This window comes from Gaiella sp. (assembly GCF_035558935.1).
GTDB lineage: Bacteria > Actinomycetota > Thermoleophilia > Gaiellales > Gaiellaceae > Gaiella.
The window spans coordinates 1-21,901 of the sequence record NZ_DATMBZ010000136.1 but is presented as its reverse complement, the minus strand read 5'-3'; the positions used below and the strand labels follow the sequence as shown (position 1 = coordinate 21,901).

Here is a 21,901-nt window from a genome sequence, read left to right as displayed (position 1 = left end):
GCGCCGACGGCGACGACCTCGTCCGGGTTGACGCCCTTGTGCGGCTCCTTGCCGATCAGCTCGGAGACCTTCTCCTGCACGGCGGGCATGCGGGTCATGCCCCCGACGAGCACGACGTGGTCGATCGCCGACGCCTCGAGTCCCGCATCGGCGAGCGCCTGCTTCGTCGGGCCGACCGTCCGCTCGAGCAGGTCGTGCGTCAGCTCCTGGAGCTTCGCCCGCGTCAGCTGCAGATCGAGATGCTTCGGGCCCTCGGGCGTCGCCGTGACGAACGGCAGGTTGATCTGCGTCGTCATGGTCGACGACAGCTCGATCTTCGCCTTCTCCGCCGCCTCGTAGAGCCGCTGCAACGCCATCTTGTCCTGCGAGAGGTCGATGCCCTGGTCCTTCTTGAACTCGCCGGCCATCCAGTCGACGATCGCCTTGTCGAAGTTGTCGCCACCGAGATGGTTGTCGCCGTTGGTCGACTTCACCTCGAAGACGCCGTCGCCGAGCTCGAGCACGGAGACGTCGAACGTCCCGCCGCCGAGGTCGAAGACGAGGATCACCTGGTCGGCGCCTTCCTTGTCGAGCCCGTAGGCCAGCGCGGCCGCCGTCGGCTCGTTGACGATGCGCAGGACGTTGAGGCCGGCGATCTTGCCGGCATCCTTGGTCGCCTCCCGCTGGGCGTTGTTGAAGTACGCCGGGACGGTGATCACCGCGTCGGTGACCTGCTCGCCGAGGAACGACTCCGCGTCCGCGCGCAGCTTCTGGAGGATCATCGCGCTGATCTCGGGCGGCGCGTACTGCTTGCCCTCGGCCTCGACGCGCGCGTCGCCGTTCTCGCCCGACTGGACCTCATAAGGGACGATCGTCATCTCCTCCGAGACCTCGTCCCACTTGCGCCCCATGAAGCGCTTGATCGAGAAGATCGTGTTCACCGGGTTCGTCACCTGCTGCCGCTTCGCGGGCGCCCCGACGAGCCGCTGCCCGTCCTTCGTGAACGCGACGACCGACGGCGTCGTGCGGCCGCCCTCGGCGTTCGGGATCACGGTGGGCTCGCCGCCCTCGAGGACGGCCATACAGGAGTTGGTCGTGCCGAGGTCGATGCCGATGGTCTTGGCCATGATGGTGGTGGTGCTCCTTCCTTGAGCGTGCTGGTGCTGGAAATCTGAGTCGGATCATAGCAGATCCTCGGTCGCCCAACTCTCTGCACGGTCGCTACACAAGATGTGTCGAACATCACATAGACGGCAATCGCCGGGCGACGGATCGTGTTGGCCCAACGGAGGGACAAGGGAGGCCATAGATGACACGTCACATCCGGCGGGGGCTCGTTCTCGCGAGCCTCGCCGTCTCACTCGCGGCTCCAGGCGTGGCGCAGGCCGACGTCCTGAACGACTGGAACGTGATCGCGCAGAACCAGGCGATCGCGATCCGGCCGACGGCGCACGGGCAGACACGCGGCATCGCCATGGTGCAGGGGGCGGTGTACGACGCGGTGAACGCCATCGCTCCCGCGTACGAGCCGTACCTGCTCGACCTGCCGAAGCTCAAGGCGCAGCCGTTCGCCTCGCAGGACGCAGCCATCGCGACCGCGGCACACAACGTGCTCGTCGCGATCGTCGACGGGACCCGGGTGGCCGAGATCGACGCGGCGTACGCGAAGACGCTCGAGCCGATCGCGGCCGGCGCGACGAAGGACGAGGGCATCCGCGTCGGGGCCGCGGCGGCCGCGGCGATGCTCGCCGCGCGGGCGACCGACGGGTACCTCGCACCGTTCACGTTCGATCTCCGCCCCGATGCCGGCTGGTGGCGGCCGCTCACGCCGGCGGCGACGGATCCCGACGCGTGGGTCGGGAACCTGAAGCCGTTCGTGATCGAGAGCCCATCGCAGTTCCGCTCGAAGGGGCCGAACGCGCTCACGAGTGCCGCCTACAGGAAGGACTTCGACGAGGTGAAGGCGGTCGGCGCGCTGAAGAGCACCACCCGCACGCCGGATCAGACGACAGCGGCGATCTTCTGGCAGTCGGCACCCGCGGTGATCTACAACCGGCTGGCCCGCGATCTCTCCGCCGCCCGCGGGCTCGACACACGTCGCGAGGCACGCCTGCTCGCGATGCTGAACCTCGCCGCGGCCGACGGAGCAATCAGCTGCTGGAACGACAAGTACCACTGGAACTTCTGGCGGCCCCGCGCTGCGATCCAGGAGGCGGCGAACGACGGCAACCCCGACACCGTCGCCGATCCGACCTGGGAGCCGTTGTTCCATGCCTCGACGGCGACGACGCCGCCACTCGTGACGCCGCCGTTCCCCGATCACCCGTCGGGTCACGGCTGCGTCAGCGGCGCCGTCTTCCGTGTGTTCCGGGAGGTGTTCGGGGCCGACAAGATCGCGTTCGACCTCTACTCGACGAGGTTCCCGACGCAGCCCCGGCACTTCGACCGCTTCTCTCTCGCGCTGCAGGAGATCGTCAACGCCCGCGTCTGGGGCGGGATCCACTTCCGCACGGCGGACGTGCAGGGCGTCCGGATCGGGAAGGAGGTCGGCTTCTGGCTCCAGAAGCACTACTTCACCCCGCTTCGACCGAGCCGCTAGCGGAATCCGGCGATCAGGGCGCCGCCCGTCACGACGAGGGCGGCGCCCAGGACGAGCCGCGGGCCGATGCGCTCCGTCCGCCGGAGCAGAAGCGCGGAGAAGACGACGCCGAAGAGCGACTCCGTCGCGACGATCGGAGCGACGACCGAGACGGTGCCCCGGTAGAAGGCCTCGAACAGCGCGATGTACGAGAGCCCCACGAACGTGCCGGGGATCAGCCACCGGCCGACGACGCGCGCGGGCCACACGACGGGGTGACGGCGCGCGAGCACGAACGCCGACGTCACCACGAGGCTCGACGCCAGCATCACGGCTCCCGCAGTCATGGACGGGACCTCGGTCTCGAGCGACTCGTCGCGGACGAGGTTGTCCCGGAGTGCGAACAGGGCGGCGCCCACGAGCGCGAAGGCGATCCCGATCCTGCGCACGTGCCGCGGCCGCTCGGGCTCGAACGCGAGCGCTACTCCGCCTCCGACGATGAGCAGCGCCCCCACGAGCACGCCCGCCCCCGGGCGCTCGCCGAACACGAGCACCGCGATCGTGACGGCGAAGAGCGGCGCCATGCCGAACGCCACGGAGGCGCGCGACGACCCCGCCTCGCGGATCCCGATCGTGATGAAGAGGTTCGAGAGCCCCGGCGCGATCGCGCCGGCGACGAGGAAGGGCCCGATCCCCTCGAGCGTGACGCCGCCCTGGATCGCGGCCGCGACGCAGAGCACGGCGAACGTGCCGATCTGCATCAGGAGCGCGCCGACCGCTGCGGGGACGAGCGGCGGGACGAGGGCGAAGCGCACAGCCACGGGCATCGCCCCGAAGAGCGCGGCCGAGACGAGCGCGAGGGCGACAGCGTCCACTACGACCGGGCGGGAACGAGGCGGCGGAGCGCGGAGGCCGCCGCGGGCTCGGCGAGGACGATGCCGGTGAGCATCACGGCGCATCCGGCCCAGCCGGCCCAGCCGAGGCTCTCCGAGAGCAACAGCACGCCGAAGAGCGCCGCGAACGGCGCCTCGAGTGTGAAGACGAGCGCGGCGCGAGCTGCCGTCGTCCGCGACTGGACCCAGGTCGCGACGAGGTAGCCGAGCGCGCCGGCGAACACGCCCGTGACGACGAGCGCGTACCAGGTCTGCGCGTCGGGCGGCGCCTCGACCTGGGCGGCAGCGACCGCGACGACGGTGAACCCGGCGAATGCGACGCCCATCTGGAGGAACGTCAGCGCGCGGGGGTCGTAGCGCGGCGCGTACCGCTCCATCGCGACGATCTGGAGCGACTGCGCGACGGCGTTCCCGAGGACCAGGAGGTTGCCGGCCCACGAGCCGCCGGGCGCGCCGCTCAGGAGGAGGAGCCCGGCGAGGGAGAGGACGACCCCGACCCAGAGAGGCGCGGGCACCGGCGTCCGGAAGGCGGCGAGCGCGATCAGCGGCGTGAAGACGACGTAGAGCCCGGTGATGAAGCCGGTGCTCGTGACCGTGGTCAGCTCGAGCCCGGCCGTCTGGAGCCCGTAGGCGAGCGCGAGGAGCGTCCCCGCGCCGAGCCCCGCCGCCCATCCCCCGCGCGGGAGGGCGCGCAGCGATCCCCAGGCGAACGGTGCGAGCGTCGCCGTCGAGATCGCGAATCGGACCGCGAGGAACGCGAACAGCGGATAGACCGCGATCGCCTTCTGGACGGGGACGAACGTGTAGCCCCAAATCGCCGTGACGACGACGAGCGCGAGCAACGGGGAGGCCGGCCGCCGCATCGCAGCACGCTACAGCGCCTCGGGACTCGCGGTCAGTACGCTGGACGCATGCATCCGGTCGACACGCTCGGACGTCCGATCCGCGACCTGCGGATCTCGGTCACGGACCGGTGCAACTTCCGGTGCGCGTACTGCATGCCGAAGACGGTCTTCGGCCAGGACTACCGCTTCATGGACCGCAAGGAGCTGCTCACGTTCGAGGAGCTCGAGCGCGTGGCACGCGTCTTCGCGGGCCTCGGCGTCGAGAAGATCCGGCTCACCGGCGGCGAGCCGCTGCTCCGCAAGGAGCTGGAGCACCTCGTCGAGCGGCTCGCGACGATCGAGGGCCTGGATCTGACGCTCACGACCAACGCGTCGCTCCTCGCGAAGAAGGCCGCGGCGCTGCGCGAGGCCGGCCTCCGGCGGATCAACGTGAGCCTCGACTCGCTCGACGACGCGACGTTCATGGCGATGAACGACGTGCAGTTCCCGGTCACGCGCGTGCTGGACGGGATCCAGGCCGCTGCGGACACCGGCCTCGCAGTGAAGGTCAACGCGGTCGTCAAGCGCGGTGTGAACGACGCCGGCGTGGTGGACATGGCGCGGTACTTTCGCGGCACGGGCCACACCCTCCGCTTCATCGAGTACATGGACGTCGGCACGACGAACGGCTGGCGGCTCGACGACGTCGTGCCCGCGGCGGAGATCGTCGAGCGGATCGACGCCGCCTTCCCGCTCGAGCCGATCGACCGCGCGTATCGCGGCGAGGTGGCCGAGCGCTACCGGTACGTCGACGGGGAGGGCGAGATCGGAGTCATCGCGTCGGTCTCGAAGCCGTTCTGCGGCGACTGCACGCGCGCCCGGATCTCGGCCGAGGGCAAGCTCTACACGTGCCTCTTCGCGGCCCGCGGCACGGATCTCCGGGCGCTGCTCCGCGGCGGGGCCACGGACGACGAGCTCCACGACGCGATCGCGGTGGTGTGGGCGCGGCGCGCGGACCGGTACTCGGAGATCCGCACGGAGCGCACCTCCGAGCGGACGCGGGTCGAGATGTCCTACATCGGCGGATAGGCCGCAGCGCCGATCGGCGCGTCCCCCGATGGCGCCCGCATCCGGCGGCGCGACCCTTCCCTCACCGCCACGAAGGAGGAGCCATGTCGGCCGACCTCACAACCACGTACCTGGGTCTCGAGCTCGAGTGCCCGCTGATCGCGTCCTCCTCCCCGCTCACGGGCCGGCTCGAGTCGCTCCGCGAGATCGCCGACCAGGGCGCCGCCGCCGTGGTGCTGCCGTCCCTGTTCGAGGAGGAGGTGGCCGAAGAGGACGTGTCGGCCGAGGACGCGCTCTGGCACGCGGAGGAGCATGCGGGCGAAGCCCGCGCCTACATGGCCCATGTCGACCGGGCGCATCTCGACGCGTACCTCGATCTCGTGCGCGACGCGAAGCGCGAGCTCGACATCCCCGTGATCGCGAGCCTGAACGGCTCCACACCGGGCGGCTGGATCCATACGGCCGAATGGCTCCAGGAGGCCGGAGCCGACGCGATCGAGCTCAACGTGTACTCGGTCGAGACCGACCCGTACATGTCCGGGGCGAACGTCGAAGAGCGCCTGCTGCGTCTCGTCGTCGCGATGCGCCAGGCCGTCTCGGTCCCGATCGCGGTCAAGCTCTCGCCCTACTACACCGCCTTTGCGAGCCTCGCGCACCGTCTCGCCGAGGCGCGAGCGGATGGGCTCGTCCTCTTCAACCGCTTCGTCCAGCCCGACGTCGACGTCGCGCGCGTCGAGGTGTCGGCCGGGATCGAGCTGTCGCGACGGGAGGAGCTGCGCGTCGCTCTGCGCTGGCTCGCGCTCCTCCACGGGCGCGTCGACGTGAGCCTCGCGGCCACGGGAGGCGTCCACACGTCCGAGGACGCGGTGAAGGCGATCCTCGTCGGCGCCGACGCCGTGATGATGACGTCCGCGCTCCTGCGCGATGGAATCGGGCGCATGCGCGACGTGCGCGACGGCCTCGCCGCCTGGCTCGGCGAGAACGAGCTCTCCCTCACGGACGCCCGCGGACGCCTGAGCCAGGTGGCCTGCGCGAACCCCCGCGCCTACGAGCGCGCCCAGTACGTCGAGACGATGGGCGCCGCGAACGCACTGCGCTGAGCGTCTACGCCCAGTCGAGCGGCTCGTAGCCGCTCGACACCGGCGCGGAGACGATGAGCACCTTCGCGACGGCAGCACCGTCGTTCCGCACCGTGCGCACGCGGTCGGGGTCGAGCCGGGCGAACGACCCCGGTCGTAGCGGGTGGTCGGCGCCGTCGACGACCAGCGTCGGCGTGCCGTCCACGACGAAGAAGAGCTCCTCGTGGTCGCGGCCCGTCTCGTCGTGCTCGGGGATCGCCTCCCCGGGCGGGAGCTCCACCTCGTTGATCCCGAACGACGTCACGCCGAGCGAGCGCCGCACGAGGACCCACTTCCCGTAGTCGCGCTCGAGCTCGTCGTCGTGCCTGATCGTGAATCCGGTCATGCCGATTCCTCCTCCTCGGTCGCCCGGATCCTCGCAGACGGGTCTCCAGCGGGCCAGCAGCCCCTCTCGTTAGACTCGGGTCCGAGTGACGAGCTACGCGGAGGCACGCTGGCTGCCGCGTGGATGGGCCCATCTCGCCCTCCAGTTCGCGGTCTGGTTCGGCTTCTACGCTGCCTACCAGGCGGCTCGCGGCGCCGCGGACCGGAGCATCGCGGAGGCGTTCTGGAACGGCACGCTCGTGATCGAGGCCGAGAACCGCGTCCACGCCTTCATCGAGCCCGCGGTGCAGGGATTCGTCCAGAGCTCCGGGTTCCTCATCCTTGCGACTTCGTACACCTACTGGCTCTCGCAGTTCGCCGTCGTCGGTCTCACGCTCCTCTGGATCTACTTCCGCCACCACGACCGCTTCGCCGACTTCCGCAACTGGCTGATCGGAGCGAACCTGCTGGGGCTCGTCGGCTATGTGGTGATGCCGACCGCACCGCCGCGAATGTTCCCCGAGTGGGGCTTCTCCGACACGCTCGCGGAGTACGCGTCACTCAATCACGACAGTGGGCTGATCGCGTTCGCCGCGAACCCGTACGCGGCGATGCCCAGTCTCCATGCGATGGACGCCCTGATCGTCGGGATCGTGATGGCGTCGGTCTGCCGCTCGAGGCTCGCCCGCGTCCTCTGGCTCGCCTGGCCTGCGTGGGTCTCGTTCGCCGTGATGGGAACCGGGAACCACTACTGGCTCGACTGCGTGGCCGGTTTCGCGATCGCTCTCCTCGCCGGGGCCGTGCTCTTCCGCCGCCGGCTCCCGCGCGTGATCGCGGCGCGCGGGTGAGCGACCCCGGCGACGCGGAGAAAGATCGCGCTGGTTCCGGGCTTCAGCCTGGCACCAGCGCCGTCTCCCAGCTCGACCGGGTCAAGCAGGAGTACACCGCCGCCGCACGCGAGATCCTGCAGCGCTCGATGCGCGGCGTCGCGAAGACGAAGCTGACGCCCGACATGCTCACCCTGGTCGGGGTCGCGCTCTGCCTCGCCGGGGCGGTGCTCGTCGGCTTCGAGACGCGCAACGAGTACCTCTTCTTCTGGCTCGGCGGCGTTCTCTTCGTCGTCGGCTCGATCGCGGACATCCTCGACGGGGCTCTCGCGCGTGCCGCGAGCAAGGGGACGGTCTTCGGCGCGTTCCTCGACTCGACCTTCGACCGTCTCGGCGAGGCCGCGATCCTCGCCGCGATCGGGCTCGCGTTCATGCACGACGGAAACGAGACAGCGCTCCTGGCGGCCTTCGCCGCGGTGATCGGATCGTTCCTCGTCTCGTACACCCGCGCCAAGGCGGAGGCGCTCGGGTTGCGCGGCGACGTCGGCTTCGGCTCGCGGGTCGAGCGCGTGGTGCTGATCGCGGTCGGGCTCTTCTTCGCGCCCTGGGGCTGGCTCCAGTGGCCGGTCTACGTGCTGGCCGCGCTCGCCTGGCTGACGGTCACGCAGCGGATCCTGTTCGTCCGCCGCCAACTGCGCGAGCTCGCCGCGTCGTCCTGACCGCCGTCCGCGACAGCCGCGTGCTCCGTGTTTGTCAGGAGCGCCGCGGCATGGAAGAATGTGCGATTCCTTGCAAACAGATCGGGGGACGGCGACCGCGGAGAAGGAGGGCAGCGGATGAGGCAGGGGGCCGCTTGGTGGGGAGTGGTCTTTTCTGCCCTCATGCTGACGACCGCCTTCCTTCCCGCGGACGCCGGGGCGTCGGAGCTCATCGGCCGTAACGCCACCGGCGTCCGCCTGGAGGCCGACGCCGCAGGGCGCGCTGCCGTCACCTTCCGCTCCGAGGGGCAGTCGCGCGTCGTCGTCGCGTCGGGAGCCATCAACGCGCGTCCGCCCAGCCGAGGCAGTTCGCAGGTCGCTTTCGCCCTGACGGTCGGTGGACGGATCGGGCCCAACGCCTGCGCGCCGTACAAGGGCCCCGCCCTCGCGTGGCTCGTCACCGCGTGTACTGCGCTGGACGGATCCCACTGGGCGGTGCAGGCGTGGCAGCGGATGCTGCCGAACTACGGCGCCGCCGCGTCCGGCGACCGGGCCGCCTGGGAGCTCCGCCTCTCCCACTGGTCGGGGCCGCTTCCGGTGCTGGAGATCTGGACCGACTGGTCGTACCGTCGCTTCCACCATCTGTACGGGCGCCTCACGTATCGCGGGGCCGGCGTGTTCGGGTTCGCGTCGACGCGGTTCGGCGTGCCGCTCGACACCTACGGGCGCAACATCTTCCTCGACACGTGGGGGTCGGCCTACGGCCCGGGATGGAAGCGGGAGAACAGCTTCCTGACCCATGCGCCCGGTGGGGCCTTCTGTTACGGCTTCTACCCTCACGGCGGACGCGGCGTCGGGAGCGGAACGCGCTATCGGGCCACCGTGATCGGCCCCGGCGTGGCGCCCGACGTCATGTGGCAAGGCCCTGCGCCCGGCGCCTACGACGCCGCAGGCGATGCGGAGGCGAACGCCGCGCAGCGCGAGCTGCTCGCGGGCGACGGCCGCTGCGTCGTCAACTAGAGCCACCCGACGCCTGCTCGCGCCATTCGCAAGGCCGTGGTAGGCTGCTAGCACAATGGCTGCTAGCAAAACTAGTCGAACCGGGATCCTGGTCAGGATGCCGGCATCCCTGAAGGGTGCCCTCGTCCGCGAGACCGCCCGGCGCGGCTCCAACGTGAACGACGTCGCCGCCGGGATCATTGCGGACGAGCTCGGCGTCGTTTACCACCCGAGCGGTCGTAGACGCAAAGTGCTAGCAGGCTCCAGTCCCGTCCTTCTCCTCCGTGTCCCGCCGGAGCTGAAGGACGAGATCCAGGCGGAGGCTTCCCGCTCGGGCGCCAACGTCAACGACGTCATCCTCGCCGCGCTCTCGGACGGGCTCGGCGTCCCCCGCAGGGGCAACCGAAAGGACACCATGGCCGAGACGAACGGCTCGAAGAACGGCGCGCGGCAGAAGGACAAGGTGCGGGTCGCGATCATCGGCGTGGGCAACTGCGCCAACTCGCTCCTCCAGGGCGTCGAGTACTACAAGGACGCGAAGCCCGAGGACAGCGTTCCCGGGCTGATGCACGTCGACCTCGGCGGGTACCACATCTCGGACATCGAGTTCACCGCAGCGTTCGACGTGGTCAAGGGCAAGGTCGGTCTCGACCTCGCCGAGGCGATCTGGGCGCATCCGAACGACACGATCAAGTTCGCGGACGTGCCCAAGACCGGCATCAAGGTCTCGCGCGGCATGACGCACGACGGCATCGGCAAGTACCTGTCGCAGGTCGTCGAGAAGGCGCCCGGCCCGACGGACGACGTCGTCGGGATCCTCAAGGAGACCGGCACGGACGTCGTCGTCAACTATCTGCCCGTCGGCTCCGAGGCCGCGACGAAGTGGTACGCGGAGCAGATCCTCGAGGCGGGCGTCGCGATGGTGAACTGCATGCCGGTGTTCATCGCGCGCGAGCCGTACTGGCAAAAGCGCTTCGAGGACGCCGGCGTCCCGATCATCGGCGACGACATCAAGTCGCAGGTCGGCGCCACGATCACGCACCGCGTGCTCACGACGCTCTTCGGCGATCGCGGCGTCCATCTCGACAAGACGATGCAGCTCAACGTCGGCGGCAACTCGGACTTCCTGAACATGCTCGAGCGCGACCGCCTCGAGTCGAAGAAGATCTCGAAGACGAACGCCGTCACGTCGATGCTCGACTACGACATCGGCGAGAAGAACGTCCACGTCGGGCCCTCCGACTACGTGCCCTGGCTGACCGACCGGAAGTGGGCCTACATCCGGATGGAAGGCTCGTCGTTCGGCGACGTGCCGCTGAACGTGGAGCTCAAGCTCGAGGTGTGGGACTCGCCCAACTCGGCGGGCATCGTGATCGACGCGGTCCGGCTCGCCAAGCTCGCGCTCAACAACGGGATCTCGGGCGCGCTCGAGGCTCCGTCGAGCTACCTGATGAAGTCGCCTCCGGTGCAGATCGTCGACAGCGAGGCGCACGAGAACACCGAGCGCTTCATCACGAAGAACGCGCTCGACCGCGCGAAGACGAAGGCGTCCGCCAAGACGTGACGCGGCAGCGACTCGCGCGCGTCTTCTGGCTCGGGGCGGCGGCGATCCTGGTCGTCGCCGCCCTGATCTCCCTTGTCGCCATCCTCGGGGGCGGCTTCTCCGAGACCGACGGCCGGATCCTCGCGACGCTCGGCTCGCTGCTGTACACCGGCGCGGCTGCACTCGCCGGCCTCGCGCTGGCCGAGCGCGAGAAGGCTCGTCCACTGGGTTTGGCCCTTCTCGGCCTCTCGGCCGTCACGTTCGTGCTGCTCGCGGCCGCGATCTGGGGAGCGGACGGAGACACTGCCTGGCGGATCGCGCTCTCCGGAGCGCTCTACCTCGTCGCCGGCCTCGTCGCCACGACGGGCCTCCTGCTCACCACGAGGCCGGCGCTGCAGCGGCTCGCACTCGTCGCCGGTGCCCTCACGGTCGTCGCCGTCTCGCTCACCCTCGTCCCGATCTGGCAAGACGACCTCGGCAGCACCCTCGGGAAGGTGATGGGCGTCGCCTGGATCCTCGCCGCGCTCGCGTACTTCCTCGGCCCGGTCCTTCAACGCTGGTCGGCCGTGGGCGAAGCCGAGAGCGGTCCCCGGGTGCTCGCGTCACTCGACGGCGTCGAGCTCGTCGCCACGCGTCTTCCCGTGGAGGACGTGCTCGTGACAAAGCGCCCGCGGAGCGGCGAGCAGCTCGTCCTGCGGCGCAGGACCTGATGGCTGCCCTCCCGAGCGGCACGGACGCGCCGGTCGACATCTCGCCGGCCGCCGATCTCGACGCCGAGACACTGGCCCGGCTCTTCACGGCGGGGTACGAGGGCTACTGGTTCCACATCGAGCTCGATGCGGTCGCGTTCTCGCGTATGGCAACGGTCTCGGACGCCGACCTCACGCTGTCACGTGTGGCGAGCGTCGACGGCGAGCCGGTCGCGATCGTCCTTCTCGCCCGCCGCGGCTCCGAGGGATGGGTCGGCGGGATGGGCGTCGCCGCGCCGCACCGGCGGCGGGGCATCGGCCGGGCTGTGCTCACCAACACGCTGGAGGCGGCCCGTGATGCAGGAATCGAGCGCGTCACGCTGGAGGTGCTCGAGCAGAACCACCCCGCCCGGGAGCTCTACGAGGGCCTTGGCTTCGAGCACGTTCGCGACCTCGAAGTCTGGTCGCTCCCGAATGGGCCCGGTGAGCCGCGTGAGGTGGACGCCGCTCGGGCGCACGCATGGCTCCGCGCCCGCCGGGAAGACCCCGAGCCGTGGCAACGAGACGATGCGTCCGTGGCGCACCTCGAGGAGGTCCGGGGGCTCATGGTCGACAGCGCGGCCGCGCTCGTGCGCATCGCCGGAGGTCGCGTCGGCGTCCTGCAGCTCGCCGGGCAACCCGACGCGCTGCGTGAGCTGCTCACGGGTGCACGCGCGCTCGGTGAGTCGCTCGTCGTCGTGAATCTGCCGGCCGGCCATCCGGCGTCCGCGATCCTCGAGGCGCTCGGGGGCAGCCTGGACGGACGCCAGCACGAGCTCGAGCTGCGGTTCTCGTAGCCCGCGGCGTCCCGTCAGTCGGTCGCCGTCAGAGGCGGAACGACGCGCGGAGCGGTGTCGTCCGCGACGAAGCCGACGCGCCTGTGCGACGCGTCGCAGAAGGGCTTGTTTCGCGAGTGCCCGCAGCGACAGAGGGCGATCGCGCTGCCCTCGGGAAGCTCGAACTCCCGCCCGTCGGGATCGACGATCGTGACCGGGCCGACGAGCTTGTAGGGCCCGTTCGACCGCACGGTGATGGTCACTTCCGTCACCCGAGCGAGAGTAGACGACACGGCCGCCTAGAATCCGCCGCGTGCCGCTCCGCATCTGCCTCGTGACGCCCCATGCGTGGTCGGTGCCACACGACACGAACGAGCACGTGCACGGCGTCGCCGAGGCGCTCCGGGCGCGCGGGCACGACGTCGTCGTGCTCGTGCCCTCGCTCCGGTCATCCGAGCTGCTCGCCGGGAGGCGCGCGTTGCAGGCGGGCGACCTCGAAGGCGTCGTCGCGGTCACCCGAGCGGTCCCGGTGTCACCGCGCTCGGCGGTCGGCATCCCGGTCGGCGTCCGGGCAAACATCGCGACCGCGCTGCGCCGCGGCGACTTCGACGTCGTCCACGGCTTCGACCCCGCCGTCCCCGGGCTCGCCTACCAGGCGCTGCTCCGGGCCGAGACGACGACCGTCGCCACGTTCGTCGACCCCGAGCGCCTCGGGTACCCGCCACGGCGGAACCAGCGCGACCGGCTGCTCGCAAGGATCGACCGGCTGGTCGCGACGAGCGACGATGTCGCGGCGCAAGCTGCCGCCCGCTTCCCCGGCGACTACGCGGTCGTTCCCCCGGGGGTGGATCTCGAGCTGTTCTCTCCCGGCCGCAAGCAGCGCGTCGTCGTGATCGAGACCTCCGCCGGGGGGCTCCCGGTCGTGCGCGCGGCGCTTCGCGCGCTGCGCTCGCTCGAGGGGTGGGAGGCGATCCTGCTTCGCACCGCCCGCCTCGCGCTGCGGCCGTCGATCCCGCTCGCGCTTCGCGACCGGGTGCGCATCCGCACGGCGGTTCGCGGGGAGGCGCGCGCAGAGCTGTTGCGCAGCGCCTCGATCGTCGTTCCGTCGCCCGACGGCCTGCGACGGCTTCGTGACGAGGCGGCCGCCGCCGCGTGCGCCCTCGTCGACCCGCCGGGCGTCGAGGGACAGCCGGAGCTGGCGACCGCTGCCGTGCTGCGCTACGCCGAGGACGAGGGGGCGCGCGAGCGAGATGCGGAAAGTCGCCGCGCGGCCATGGCGACGCGAAGCTTCTCCGTGGTCGCCGAGGACCTCGAGCGGCTGTACCTCGAGGCACGCGGCCGTCGGAGAGGCTCTCGCCGCACTGCAACCGAGCCGCTCGCCGACCGGGAGTGGCTCGTCGCCGACCTCCACATGCACACGAACTGGTCGCACGACTGCTCGATCGAGCCGGCCGCTCTCGTCGACCACGCGGAGTCGGAGGGGCTCGGCGCGATCGCGGTGACCGATCACAACGTCTTCGGCGGCGCGCTCGAGACGGTCGAGCTCGCGCGCGGCCGCCCGCTCGTCGTCGTTCCGGGAGAGGAGATCAAGACGGACCGCGACGGCGAGGTGATCGGGCTCTTCCTGCGCGAGGAGATCCCGCGCGGCATGTCGTTCGCGGACACGGTCGCGGCGATCCGCGAGCAGGAAGGCGTCGTCTACGTCCCACACCCGTTCGACCGGATGCACGCGATACCGGCGCCGGCCACGCTCCACGGGCACCTGCCGGAGATCGACGTCCTCGAGGTCTACAACGCCCGGCTCCTGTTCGAGGCCTACAACGACGAGGCGCTCCGCTTCGCGCGCAAGTACGGGCTCCTCCAGGGCGCAGGGTCGGATGCCCACGTGCTTCCCGGCGTGGGGACCGGCGGCTTGCGGATGCGCCGGTTCGACGGACCGGAGGAGTTCCTGCTCTCGCTGCGCACCGCGACCGTGCTCCGCCGGCCCAAGTCGCTCGCCTACCTCCAGTCGCTGAAGTGGGTGGCGCAGGCACGCGAACGGCTGGCGCCGTCCCCGCGGTAGTAGAGGAGGCACCCGGAGTGCCCACGAATGATGGAGCGATGGCGAACCCCGACAAGCGGCGGGCTCGGACTTCTACGCGTGCGGCAGCGAAGCCGTCGAACGGAGACGAGATTCAGGAGCGCTACCTCAAACGCGCGATCGGCGAGATCAACGAGCTCGGGGACGAGCTGCTCGCGCTCGGCGACGAGCTGCACGTCCCGGTGCTCGGCAGCGGCCACCCGCGCGGAGACGTGTTCCTCCTCAAGCACCGTCCCGCGCAGAGCGAGATCTCCGAAGGGGTCGCGTTCTTCGGCCGCTCGGGACAGGCGCTCCTGAAGTCGCTCGAGCGGCTCGCGGTCGACCCGCTCGCGGTCTACGGGACGAACTGCCTCAAATTCGGCACCGAGTCGGCGGAGGAGGCGCGTGGCTGGCTGAACCGCGAGCTCCACATCGTGCAGCCGAAGCTCCTCGTCGCGATGGGCGACGAGACGGTGGCATTCGTCAACGCTCTCGGGTTCCCCCTCGCAGACGAGCTCGACGCGGGCCGACTCGGCGAGCTCCAGCCCTTCACGCCGACGATCGAGGCCCTCGTCACCCCCGACATCGACGCGTCGCTCGACGAACAGGGCGCGAAGACCCGGTTCTGGAACGCGTTCAGGACGCTCGGTGCCTGGTGGGCCGAGTTGCCGCCGTACTGAGAACGCCCGCCGGGGCGCCGCAGGCGAGTGACAGAGTGTTGCTTGCGGCGGCGGCGCTGCTCGTCGCCCTGGCCGCCTGGGACGCGTTCGCCGGGCACCTCCCGAACGTCGCGGAGCACTGGGACATCGTCCTCGTCGCAGCGGTGCTCTTTCCGGCGACGTTCCTCGTGCCCTGGCTGCTCCTGCCGCTTGCGGCCTCGCGTTGGCTCCTGGTCTTCACGCTCGTCGCCGGCGCGGCGGCGGGGCTGCTCGACCTGGCGGGCCTCGAGGGCGGCTTCAACTCGGCGAAGATCGTCGCCTTCACGCTCTTCGGTTTCTGGTTCGTCCAGATGCTCGAGGCGCTCTCATGGGTCGTCCTCGTCGCAGCAGTCATCCCGTGGGTCGACATCGCCTCCGTGTACCGCGGCCCCACCAGGGTGGTCGTCGAGGAGCAGCCCGGCGTGTTCGAGCGGATCGCCGTCTCGTTCTCCGTTCCCGGCGAGGACGCCGCCGCGCGCCTCGGCCCGCCGGACGTGATCTTCTTCGCCCTCTTCCTCGCCGCGGCCAGCAGGTTCGGGCTTCGTCTCGGCGCGACGTGGATTGCCATGGTCGTCTGCCTGTCGACGACGCTCGCACTGACCTACTCCTTCGACCTGGACGGGCTGCCCGCGCTCCCGGCGCTCTCCGTCGGGTTCGTGCTCCCGAACGCCGACCTCCTCTGGCGCACCCTCAGGACGAAGGGGCGCGGCGAGCACCGCGCCCCTCGTCAACCCTGAAACGCAGGGACGACCCGCCCCGGTCAGCAGTTCTTCTTGACCCAGGCCTCGATGTGCTGGGTCGCCTGCTGCACCTTCGGGGAGTCCATCGACGTGGAGAGCTCCTGCAGCTTCGCCAGCGCCTCCGGGCTCGGAGCCTGTCCGCTCGTCAGGTCGACGCCTTTGAGCGCCTCGGCGATCTTCTTGAAGTTCTCGGCGATCACCTGGTAGTCGGCCTTGATCTCGTCGGGCACCTGGTCGGCGATCTCGTCGAAGATCTTGGAGGCCTCCTGGAGGTCGGTCGTCTGACCGCTCAGCGACGCCGCGAGCTTCTGGGAGATGCCGGCGAACTCCTTGCACTCGCCTCCGAGCGCGAGGTCGCCGCTCGCATCGGTCGAGGTCGTCTCGTCGGTCGACGTCGTCTCCTCGATCGTCGTCGTGGCCTCGGTGGCGACCGTCGTCGCGGTCGTGTCTCCTGCCGACTCGTTGTTCGAGTCGCCCCCGCACCCGGCCGCGACGAGCGCGAGCACGGCGATCGGGATCACCAACAACCTGCGTACGTTCACTTCGTGTTCACCCCTTCGTCGTCGTGAGCGAGTCACTCACTCCACCGCATCACCGGCATCATGCTCCTCGGCGGAGGACGGCGCGCGTCTGAGCAGCGAGACGCTCTCGATGTGCGGCGTGTGGGGGAACATGTCGACCGGCGTACAGCGCACGAGCTCGTAGCCGTACTCGTCGCGGAGCACGGCAAGGTCCGACGCGAGCGTCGTGGGATTGCACGACACGTAGACGATCCGCGGCGCGCAGAGGGCGCCGGTCCGGCGCAGCGCCTTTCCCGCGAGCCCCGCCCGCGGCGGGTCGACGACCACGACGTCGGGCGGTCCGGCGCGCTCGGCGAGCTCCTCGACCGACTGTCCCACGTTGCCTGCGAAGAACCGGGCGTTCGAGATCCCGTTCGCCTCTGCGTTCTCGATCGCGCACGCGACGGACTCCTCGGAGATCTCGACGCCCCAGACCGATTCCGCATCCGCCGCGAGCGCGAGGCCGATGGTGCCCGTGCCGCAGTAGAGGTCGTACACCGTCCCGCTCCCGGTCAGGCCGGCGGCCTCGCGGGCGAGCGTGTAGAGCGTCTCGGCCATCTCGGTGTTCGTCTGCAGGAAGGCGTTCGGACGGATGCGGAACCGGAGCCCGAGCAGCTCCTCCTCGATCCACGGATTCCCCCACAGGAGCCGCGTCGGCAGGTTCGTCACCTCGGCCGGCCGGTCGTTGACCGCCCAGTGGACCGACCGCACCGCCGGAAACTGCGTCAGCGTCTCGATCAGGAAGTCGGCGTCGAAGCGCTCGCCGGGCGCGGTGACGAGCAGGACGAGCACCTGGCCCGTGTGCCGTCCCTCCCTGACGACGAGGTGGCGGAGATAGCCCGTCTGGCTCTTCTGGTCGTACGCTTCGAGGGACTCCGCGCGAGCCCACCCCTTCACCGCCTCCCGAATCGCGTTGCCCGTGTCGGTCGTGAGGAGGCACTCCTCGACGTCGATCACCTCGTCCCAGCGGCCCGCCCGATGGAAGCCGAGGACGAGCCCCTCGTCGCCATGGGCGAACGAGTACTCGAGCTTGTTCCGGTAGCCGTAGACGGAGCGAGCCGGCACGATCGGCTCGAGCGGTGGGTCGGCGAACCCGCCCAGGCGTACGAGCGCGTCACGCACCTGCGCGTGCTTCGCGTCGAGCTGGCTCTCGTAGGCGAGATCCTGGAAACGGCAGCCGCCGCAGACGCCGAAGTGCCGGCACGGCGCGTCGACGCGGTCGGGGCCCGGTTCGAGGAGCGCCGTCCGGGTCGCCTCGGCGAAGCCCTTCTTGACCTTCGTCGCGCGCGCGCGAACGAGGTCGCCGGGAAGCCCGCCGCGGACGAACACCACGAACCCGTCGAGGCGGCCCACGCCGTTTCCGCCGTAGGCGAGCGTATCGATCCTGACCTCGACCTCGTCTCCCTTGCGCACCGGTGCCGCCACGCGCGGAGGGTAGCCGCGGCGGCCCTGCCGCCCGTCTCGTAGCCTGGTCACATGGTCGGGAGCCCGGCATCCGTCGTCAGCGCCGAGCACCTTTCGAAGACCTACGGCAGCGACCGCGGAGTCGTCGAGCTCGACTTCGAAGTCGAGGCGGGCGAGGTGTTCGGGTACCTCGGGCCGAACGGTGCCGGCAAGACGACGACCATTCGGCTGATGCTCGACCTGATCCGCCCGAGCAGCGGGCGCGTGCGGCTCTTCGGCCTCGACGCACGCCGCGAAGGCCCGCAGGCCCGGGCGAGAGTCGGCTACCTGCCGGGCGATCTCCGTCTCTACGAGCGGCTCACCCCGCGCGAGCACCTGCGCTACTTCGCATCGCTCCGCGGCATGCGCGACCTCGGCGACGGCGAGCAGCTCGCCGAGCGGCTCGACCTCGAGCTCGACCGGCCGATCAAGGCGCTCTCGAAGGGAAACCGCCAAAAGGTCGGCCTCGTGCAGGCGCTCATGCACCGGCCGGCGCTCGCGGTCTTCGACGAGCCGACGTCGGGGCTCGACCCGCTCGTCCAACAGGTCGTCTACGAGCTCGTCCGGGAGACGACCGCGGACGGGCGCACCGTGTTCGTCTCCTCGCACGTCCTCTCCGAGGTGCAGCACATCGCCGACCGCGTCGCGCTGATCCGGGACGGGCGGCTCGAGCTCGTCGACACGGTCGAGACGCTCCGGCAGCGGGCCCTCACCCGCGTCGAGGTGACGTTCGGCGAGACCCCGCCCGCGGGGACCTTCGACGCGGTGCAGGGCGTACGCGAGGTCGGCCGGAACGGACGGGTCGTCCACCTCACGCTCGAGGGCTCGGCCGATCCCCTCGTGAAGGCGCTGGCGCGGTACGAGGTCCACGGCCTGGACAGCCACGAGGCCGACCTCGAGGACGTCTTCCTCGAGCTCTACCGGGGGACGCCCGGTGCTCCGTAACGTCTTTCTCAAGTCGCTCCGGGACCTCCGCCGGAGCTTCGCCTGGTGGACCGTCGGGCTCGCGGGCTACGTCGCCCTGATCGCGTCCGTCTACCCCACGGTCCGCGACAACCCCGACCTCGAGAAGCTCGTCGAGAGCTATCCGGAGGCGCTCAAGGCGTTCGTCGCCTTCGGCGGGCAGTTCGACTTCACGTCCGCCGCGGGCTACCTCGGCAGCGAGCTGTTCTCGTTCATGATGCCCGCCCTCTTCCTCGTCGCGGCAGTCGGGCACGGGGCGGGCACGCTCGCGGGGGAGGAGGAGCGCGGGACGATCGACCTTCTCCTCTCCTCCCCGCTCTCTCGGACGCGCGTCGCGCTCGAGAAGCTCGCCGCGATGTGCGTCGAGCTCGCCGCGCTCGGCGTGGTCCTCTGGCTTGCGCTCTGGGTCGGAGCGCGCGCGTTCTCCATGGAGGTCTCCGTCGCGCACCTCGCGTCGGCGACGGCCCTGCTCGTCGTCCTCGCGCTCGCGTACGGGGCGATCGCGTTCATGGTCGCCGCCGCCACCGGCCGCAAGACCCTGGCGATCGGGCTGACCGTCGCCCTGGCGGTGGGCGCGTACCTCGTCAACTCGCTCGCATCGCTCGTCGAGGTGCTGGAGCCGTTCCAGAAGGCAACGCCCTTCTACCACTACGCCGTGGCCGACCCGCTGCGCCAGGGCCTCGACCCGTGGCACACGCTCTTCCTCCTCGCGGTCGGCGCGGTCGCCGCGGCCGCGGGCGTGCTCCTCTTCGACCGCCGTGATCTCGCCTAGCGCGGCAGTGAAGCCTCAGACGAGGACGCTGACGTGCACCGACCGCTCGCGCGGACCGTCGAACTCGCAGAAGAAGATCCCCTGCCAGGTGCCGAGCGCCATCGAACCGTCCTCGCGGAGCGGGATCAGGACGCTCGGGCCCATGAACGCAGCGCGCACGTGGGTCGGCGCGTTCTCCTCCCCCTCCTCCACGTGCTGCCACTGCCAGTCCGCAGGGACGATCCGCTCGAGCGCCGTCTCGAAGTCGCGGGCGACCATCGGGTCCGCGTGCTCGTTGATCGTCACGCCGGCCGTCGTGTGAGGGACGTAGACGAGCACGGCCGACCCGTGCCGGCCGTCGAGCGCCTCCCGCACGAGCCGCGTGATGTCGACGAGCTGGCTCTGCCGCTCGGTTCTGAGCGTGAAGGTCCTCACGAGAGCGCGGATCCTAGCCACCGTTAGGTGATCGTTAGCGCCGCTGCAGATCCTCCGCGTACGACGTCCCGGCAGCCGCCCAACCCGCCACGACGAGGAGTCAGCGCGATGAAACGTCCGCGAATCCAGCTCGTACCGATGCTCGGTCTCGTGGCGGCGATCACGGCTCTGGCTGCGGTCGACGCGACGTCGGCCGGAGCTGCGACGTTTCGGGTCACGAACACGAACGACTCCGGCCCCGGCTCGCTTCGCCAGGCGGTCGCCGATGCGAACCTCGCGCCGGGCGCCGACACGATCTCGTTTGAGGAGACCGGAACCATCACGCTCACCAGCGGCGTGATCATCGTGAACGGAGGCAACCTCGAGATTCTCGGCCCCGGCCCCGGCCTCGTGACCGTCAGCGGCAACCGAACGAGCGGCATCCTCGCCGTGTCACCTACCGTGACGCTGCACCTGAGCGGCCTCACGCTCGCCGCCGGGTCCGCAGGAGGCGGCGCTGGAGGCGCACTCCAGAGCAACGGTGGGACGGTCGTCGTAGCCGGGACCGCGTTCGTCGGCAATTCGGCGTTCGCGGGCGGCGCGATCGAGAACGCGAACGGCGGCACGATGACGATCACGAGCAGCACCTTCCGCGGCAACTCCGCACTGCCCGGCGGCGCCATCTCGAACTATCGCAGCACCCTCACGATCGTGAACAGCACCTTCGTCGGCAACTCGGCGGTCGTCGGCGGCGCGATCTACAACCTGAACGACGCGACGGTCCGGGTGACGAACAGCACGTTCTCGGGGAACACCGCGTCGGCCCAGGGAGGAGGCGCACTCGACAGCACGGGTGGCACGTCCATCACGGTCGAAAACTCGATCTTCGCCGGGGATGCGTGCATTGGCGCGATCCAGGACGGAGGCGGGAACCTCGACTGGCCGGGCTCGAGCTGCCCGGGAATCGCCGGCGATCCCCGGCTCGGTGTGCTGACCGACAACGGCGGCCCGACCGAGACGATGGCGCTCGGCGCCGGTAGCGTCGCGATCGACGCGGCGGCGTCGGCGGCGTGCCCGCCGACGGATCAACGCGGCGTCCCCCGGCCGTTCGGCAGGGGCTGTGACATCGGCGCCTACGAGTCGGATGTGCTCGACACGACTCCGCCGCTCATCACGGTTCCCGCGGGCGTCGTGGTCGACGCGACCGGGCCTCTCGGAGCAGTCGTGTCGTATACGGCGTCGGCCGACGACGACGTCGACGGGCCGGTCGCGGTGACGTGCACGCCGCCGTCAGGAGGAACCTTCGCGATCGGGACGACGCGGATCGCGTGCGAGGCATCCGACGCCGCCGGCAACGGGGCCAACGCAAGCTTCGACGCTCGCGTCAAGGGCGCCGACGAGCAACTCGGCGACCTAGTCGCGGCCGTCGCCGGCGTCGGTCCCGGCTCGAGCCTTGCCGACAAGGTGCGCGACGCGCGCCGTGCGCTCGCGGCCGACGATCTCGACGAAGCCTGCGGGAAGCTCGCCGCGTTCGCGAGCGAGGTGACCGCCCAGTCGAGCAAGAAGATCGGTGCGACACAGGCCGCGGAGCTCGTCGCGAGCGCGCAGCGGATCCGGGCAGTTCTCTCGTGTTGACGCGACCGCCGCGGAGAGGTCGAGGAGGAACGCCTAGAGTGCGCCGCCCGCGGCGGGCGGGGAACCGGCCTCGAGCGGGTTCTCGCCGCCCGACTCGCGGGCAAGGAAATCCTCCACGTGCATCACGCTGTCCTTCGAGCGGGTGACGACGTCGAGGAGCGCGGACATCGACGAGACCTCCTCGCGCTGCTCCTGGAGGAACCAGTGCATGAACTGCTCGGCGACGAGGTCGCCTTCCTCACGTGCCGTGATCGCGAGCTGCTGGATCTGGCCGGTGACGCGC

24 protein-coding genes are annotated in these 21,901 nt (G+C 70.4%); 15 read left to right on the top strand and 9 right to left on the bottom strand.

Annotation, left to right across the window (positions count from 1 at the left end; genetic code table 11):
• On the bottom strand, positions 1-1,106 hold a 1,106-nt coding region (dnaK, locus tag VNM44_RS13275), incomplete at its 3' end, for a molecular chaperone DnaK (RefSeq protein WP_325626367.1).
• A gap of 182 nt (positions 1,107-1,288) precedes the next feature.
• On the opposite strand from dnaK, the gene VNM44_RS13270 reads away from it, so the two are divergent.
• Positions 1,289-2,578 (top strand): vanadium-dependent haloperoxidase, encoded by a 1,290-nt coding sequence (locus VNM44_RS13270; protein ID WP_325626366.1) that lies wholly within the window; start codon positions 1,289-1,291, stop codon positions 2,576-2,578.
• Here the strand turns inward: VNM44_RS13270 and VNM44_RS13265 are convergent.
• Both VNM44_RS13265 and VNM44_RS13260 read right to left on the bottom strand, forming a co-directional pair.
• Positions 2,575-3,432 carry a DMT family transporter gene (locus VNM44_RS13265; protein WP_325626365.1) on the bottom strand — a complete coding sequence of 286 codons (858 nt, stop codon included), beginning with the start codon at positions 3,430-3,432 and terminating at the stop codon, positions 2,575-2,577. The genes VNM44_RS13270 and VNM44_RS13265 overlap by 4 nt on opposite strands.
• On the bottom strand, positions 3,432-4,313 hold the full coding sequence (locus tag VNM44_RS13260; RefSeq protein ID WP_325626364.1) for a DMT family transporter: 882 nt from the start codon (positions 4,311-4,313) through the stop codon (positions 3,432-3,434). Before VNM44_RS13260 ends, VNM44_RS13265 begins: the two co-directional genes overlap by 1 nt.
• A gap of 48 nt (positions 4,314-4,361) precedes the next feature.
• On the opposite strand from VNM44_RS13260, the gene moaA reads away from it, so the two are divergent.
• Together moaA and VNM44_RS13250 are read left to right on the top strand one after the other, a co-directional pair.
• Entirely contained in the window at positions 4,362-5,363 is a 1,002-nt protein-coding gene (moaA, locus tag VNM44_RS13255) for a GTP 3',8-cyclase MoaA (protein WP_325626363.1), read from the top strand.
• 83 nt (positions 5,364-5,446) lie between these two features.
• Positions 5,447-6,442, top strand: coding sequence for a dihydroorotate dehydrogenase-like protein (locus tag VNM44_RS13250; RefSeq protein ID WP_325626362.1), 996 nt, complete (start codon positions 5,447-5,449; stop codon positions 6,440-6,442).
• A 4-nt stretch (positions 6,443-6,446) separates the two neighbouring features.
• Here the strand turns inward: VNM44_RS13250 and VNM44_RS13245 are convergent, their stop codons facing one another.
• A complete protein-coding gene (locus VNM44_RS13245; protein ID WP_325626361.1) occupies positions 6,447-6,806 on the bottom strand; it encodes a cupin domain-containing protein in 360 nt (119 codons plus the stop codon).
• An 85-nt stretch (positions 6,807-6,891) separates the two neighbouring features.
• Here VNM44_RS13245 and VNM44_RS13240 point away from each other — a divergent pair, with 85 nt between their 5' ends.
• From VNM44_RS13240 to VNM44_RS13215, 6 genes are all read left to right on the top strand, one after another.
• Complete coding sequence (locus tag VNM44_RS13240) at positions 6,892-7,632, top strand: phosphatase PAP2 family protein (protein WP_325626360.1); 741 nt, start codon at positions 6,892-6,894, stop codon at positions 7,630-7,632.
• Positions 7,629-8,330 (top strand): CDP-alcohol phosphatidyltransferase family protein, encoded by a 702-nt coding sequence (locus VNM44_RS13235; protein WP_325626359.1) that lies wholly within the window; start codon positions 7,629-7,631, stop codon positions 8,328-8,330. Before VNM44_RS13240 ends, VNM44_RS13235 begins: the two co-directional genes overlap by 4 nt.
• 117 nt (positions 8,331-8,447) lie before the next feature.
• Complete coding sequence (locus VNM44_RS13230; protein WP_325626358.1) at positions 8,448-9,329, top strand: hypothetical protein; 882 nt, start codon at positions 8,448-8,450, stop codon at positions 9,327-9,329.
• Positions 9,330-9,723: 394 nt separating this feature from the next.
• Positions 9,724-10,872 carry an inositol-3-phosphate synthase gene (locus tag VNM44_RS13225; protein WP_349258043.1) on the top strand — a complete coding sequence of 383 codons (1,149 nt, stop codon included), beginning with the start codon at positions 9,724-9,726 and terminating at the stop codon, positions 10,870-10,872.
• Positions 10,869-11,561: a hypothetical protein gene (locus VNM44_RS13220; RefSeq protein ID WP_325626356.1), complete on the top strand. Its 693-nt coding sequence runs from the start codon at positions 10,869-10,871 to the stop codon at positions 11,559-11,561. The genes VNM44_RS13225 and VNM44_RS13220 overlap by 4 nt, the downstream gene beginning before the upstream one ends.
• Complete coding sequence (locus VNM44_RS13215; RefSeq protein WP_325626355.1) at positions 11,561-12,376, top strand: GNAT family N-acetyltransferase; 816 nt, start codon at positions 11,561-11,563, stop codon at positions 12,374-12,376. Before VNM44_RS13220 ends, VNM44_RS13215 begins: the two co-directional genes overlap by 1 nt.
• A gap of 14 nt (positions 12,377-12,390) precedes the next feature.
• Here VNM44_RS13215 and VNM44_RS13210 read toward each other — a convergent pair whose 3' ends face one another.
• Positions 12,391-12,627 carry a CDGSH iron-sulfur domain-containing protein gene (locus VNM44_RS13210; protein WP_325626354.1) on the bottom strand — a complete coding sequence of 79 codons (237 nt, stop codon included), beginning with the start codon at positions 12,625-12,627 and terminating at the stop codon, positions 12,391-12,393.
• A gap of 41 nt (positions 12,628-12,668) precedes the next feature.
• On the opposite strand from VNM44_RS13210, the gene VNM44_RS13205 reads away from it, so the two are divergent.
• From VNM44_RS13205 to VNM44_RS13195, 3 genes are read left to right on the top strand one after another with little or no spacing between them, the layout of a single operon-like run.
• Complete coding sequence (locus VNM44_RS13205) at positions 12,669-14,417, top strand: glycosyltransferase (protein WP_325626353.1); 1,749 nt, start codon at positions 12,669-12,671, stop codon at positions 14,415-14,417.
• Positions 14,418-14,455: 38 nt separating this feature from the next.
• Positions 14,456-15,094: a uracil-DNA glycosylase family protein gene (locus VNM44_RS13200; protein ID WP_325626352.1), complete on the top strand. Its 639-nt coding sequence runs from the start codon at positions 14,456-14,458 to the stop codon at positions 15,092-15,094.
• Positions 15,095-15,129: 35 nt separating this feature from the next.
• Positions 15,130-15,849, top strand: coding sequence for a hypothetical protein (locus VNM44_RS13195; RefSeq protein WP_325626351.1), 720 nt, complete (start codon positions 15,130-15,132; stop codon positions 15,847-15,849).
• 23 nt (positions 15,850-15,872) lie between these two features.
• Here the strand turns inward: VNM44_RS13195 and VNM44_RS13190 are convergent, their stop codons facing one another.
• Both VNM44_RS13190 and rlmD read right to left on the bottom strand, forming a co-directional pair.
• Positions 15,873-16,373, bottom strand: a complete 501-nt coding sequence (locus VNM44_RS13190) for a hypothetical protein (RefSeq protein ID WP_325626350.1) — start codon at positions 16,371-16,373, stop codon at positions 15,873-15,875.
• Between the two features lie 57 nt (positions 16,374-16,430).
• A complete protein-coding gene (rlmD, locus tag VNM44_RS13185; protein ID WP_325626349.1) occupies positions 16,431-17,837 on the bottom strand; it encodes a 23S rRNA (uracil(1939)-C(5))-methyltransferase RlmD in 1,407 nt (468 codons plus the stop codon).
• Positions 17,838-17,888: 51 nt separating this feature from the next.
• Between rlmD and VNM44_RS13180 the strand changes: the two genes are divergently transcribed.
• The gene (locus VNM44_RS13180; protein ID WP_325626348.1) at positions 17,889-18,800 is read left to right on the top strand and encodes an ABC transporter ATP-binding protein; all 912 of its coding nucleotides are present in this window, start codon (positions 17,889-17,891) and stop codon (positions 18,798-18,800) included.
• Positions 18,790-19,590, top strand: a complete 801-nt coding sequence (locus tag VNM44_RS13175; RefSeq protein WP_325626347.1) for an ABC transporter permease — start codon at positions 18,790-18,792, stop codon at positions 19,588-19,590. Before VNM44_RS13180 ends, VNM44_RS13175 begins: the two co-directional genes overlap by 11 nt.
• Positions 19,591-19,605: 15 nt before the next feature.
• Here the strand turns inward: VNM44_RS13175 and VNM44_RS13170 are convergent, their stop codons facing one another.
• On the bottom strand, positions 19,606-20,004 hold the full coding sequence (locus VNM44_RS13170) for a secondary thiamine-phosphate synthase enzyme YjbQ (RefSeq protein ID WP_325626346.1): 399 nt from the start codon (positions 20,002-20,004) through the stop codon (positions 19,606-19,608).
• A gap of 108 nt (positions 20,005-20,112) precedes the next feature.
• Here VNM44_RS13170 and VNM44_RS13165 point away from each other — a divergent pair, with 108 nt between their 5' ends.
• Positions 20,113-21,618: a choice-of-anchor Q domain-containing protein gene (locus tag VNM44_RS13165; RefSeq protein WP_325626345.1), complete on the top strand. Its 1,506-nt coding sequence runs from the start codon at positions 20,113-20,115 to the stop codon at positions 21,616-21,618.
• A 33-nt stretch (positions 21,619-21,651) separates the two neighbouring features.
• Here the strand turns inward: VNM44_RS13165 and VNM44_RS13160 are convergent.
• A partial coding sequence (locus tag VNM44_RS13160) for a ferritin-like domain-containing protein (protein ID WP_325626344.1) occupies positions 21,652-21,901 on the bottom strand: 250 nt, incomplete at its 5' end.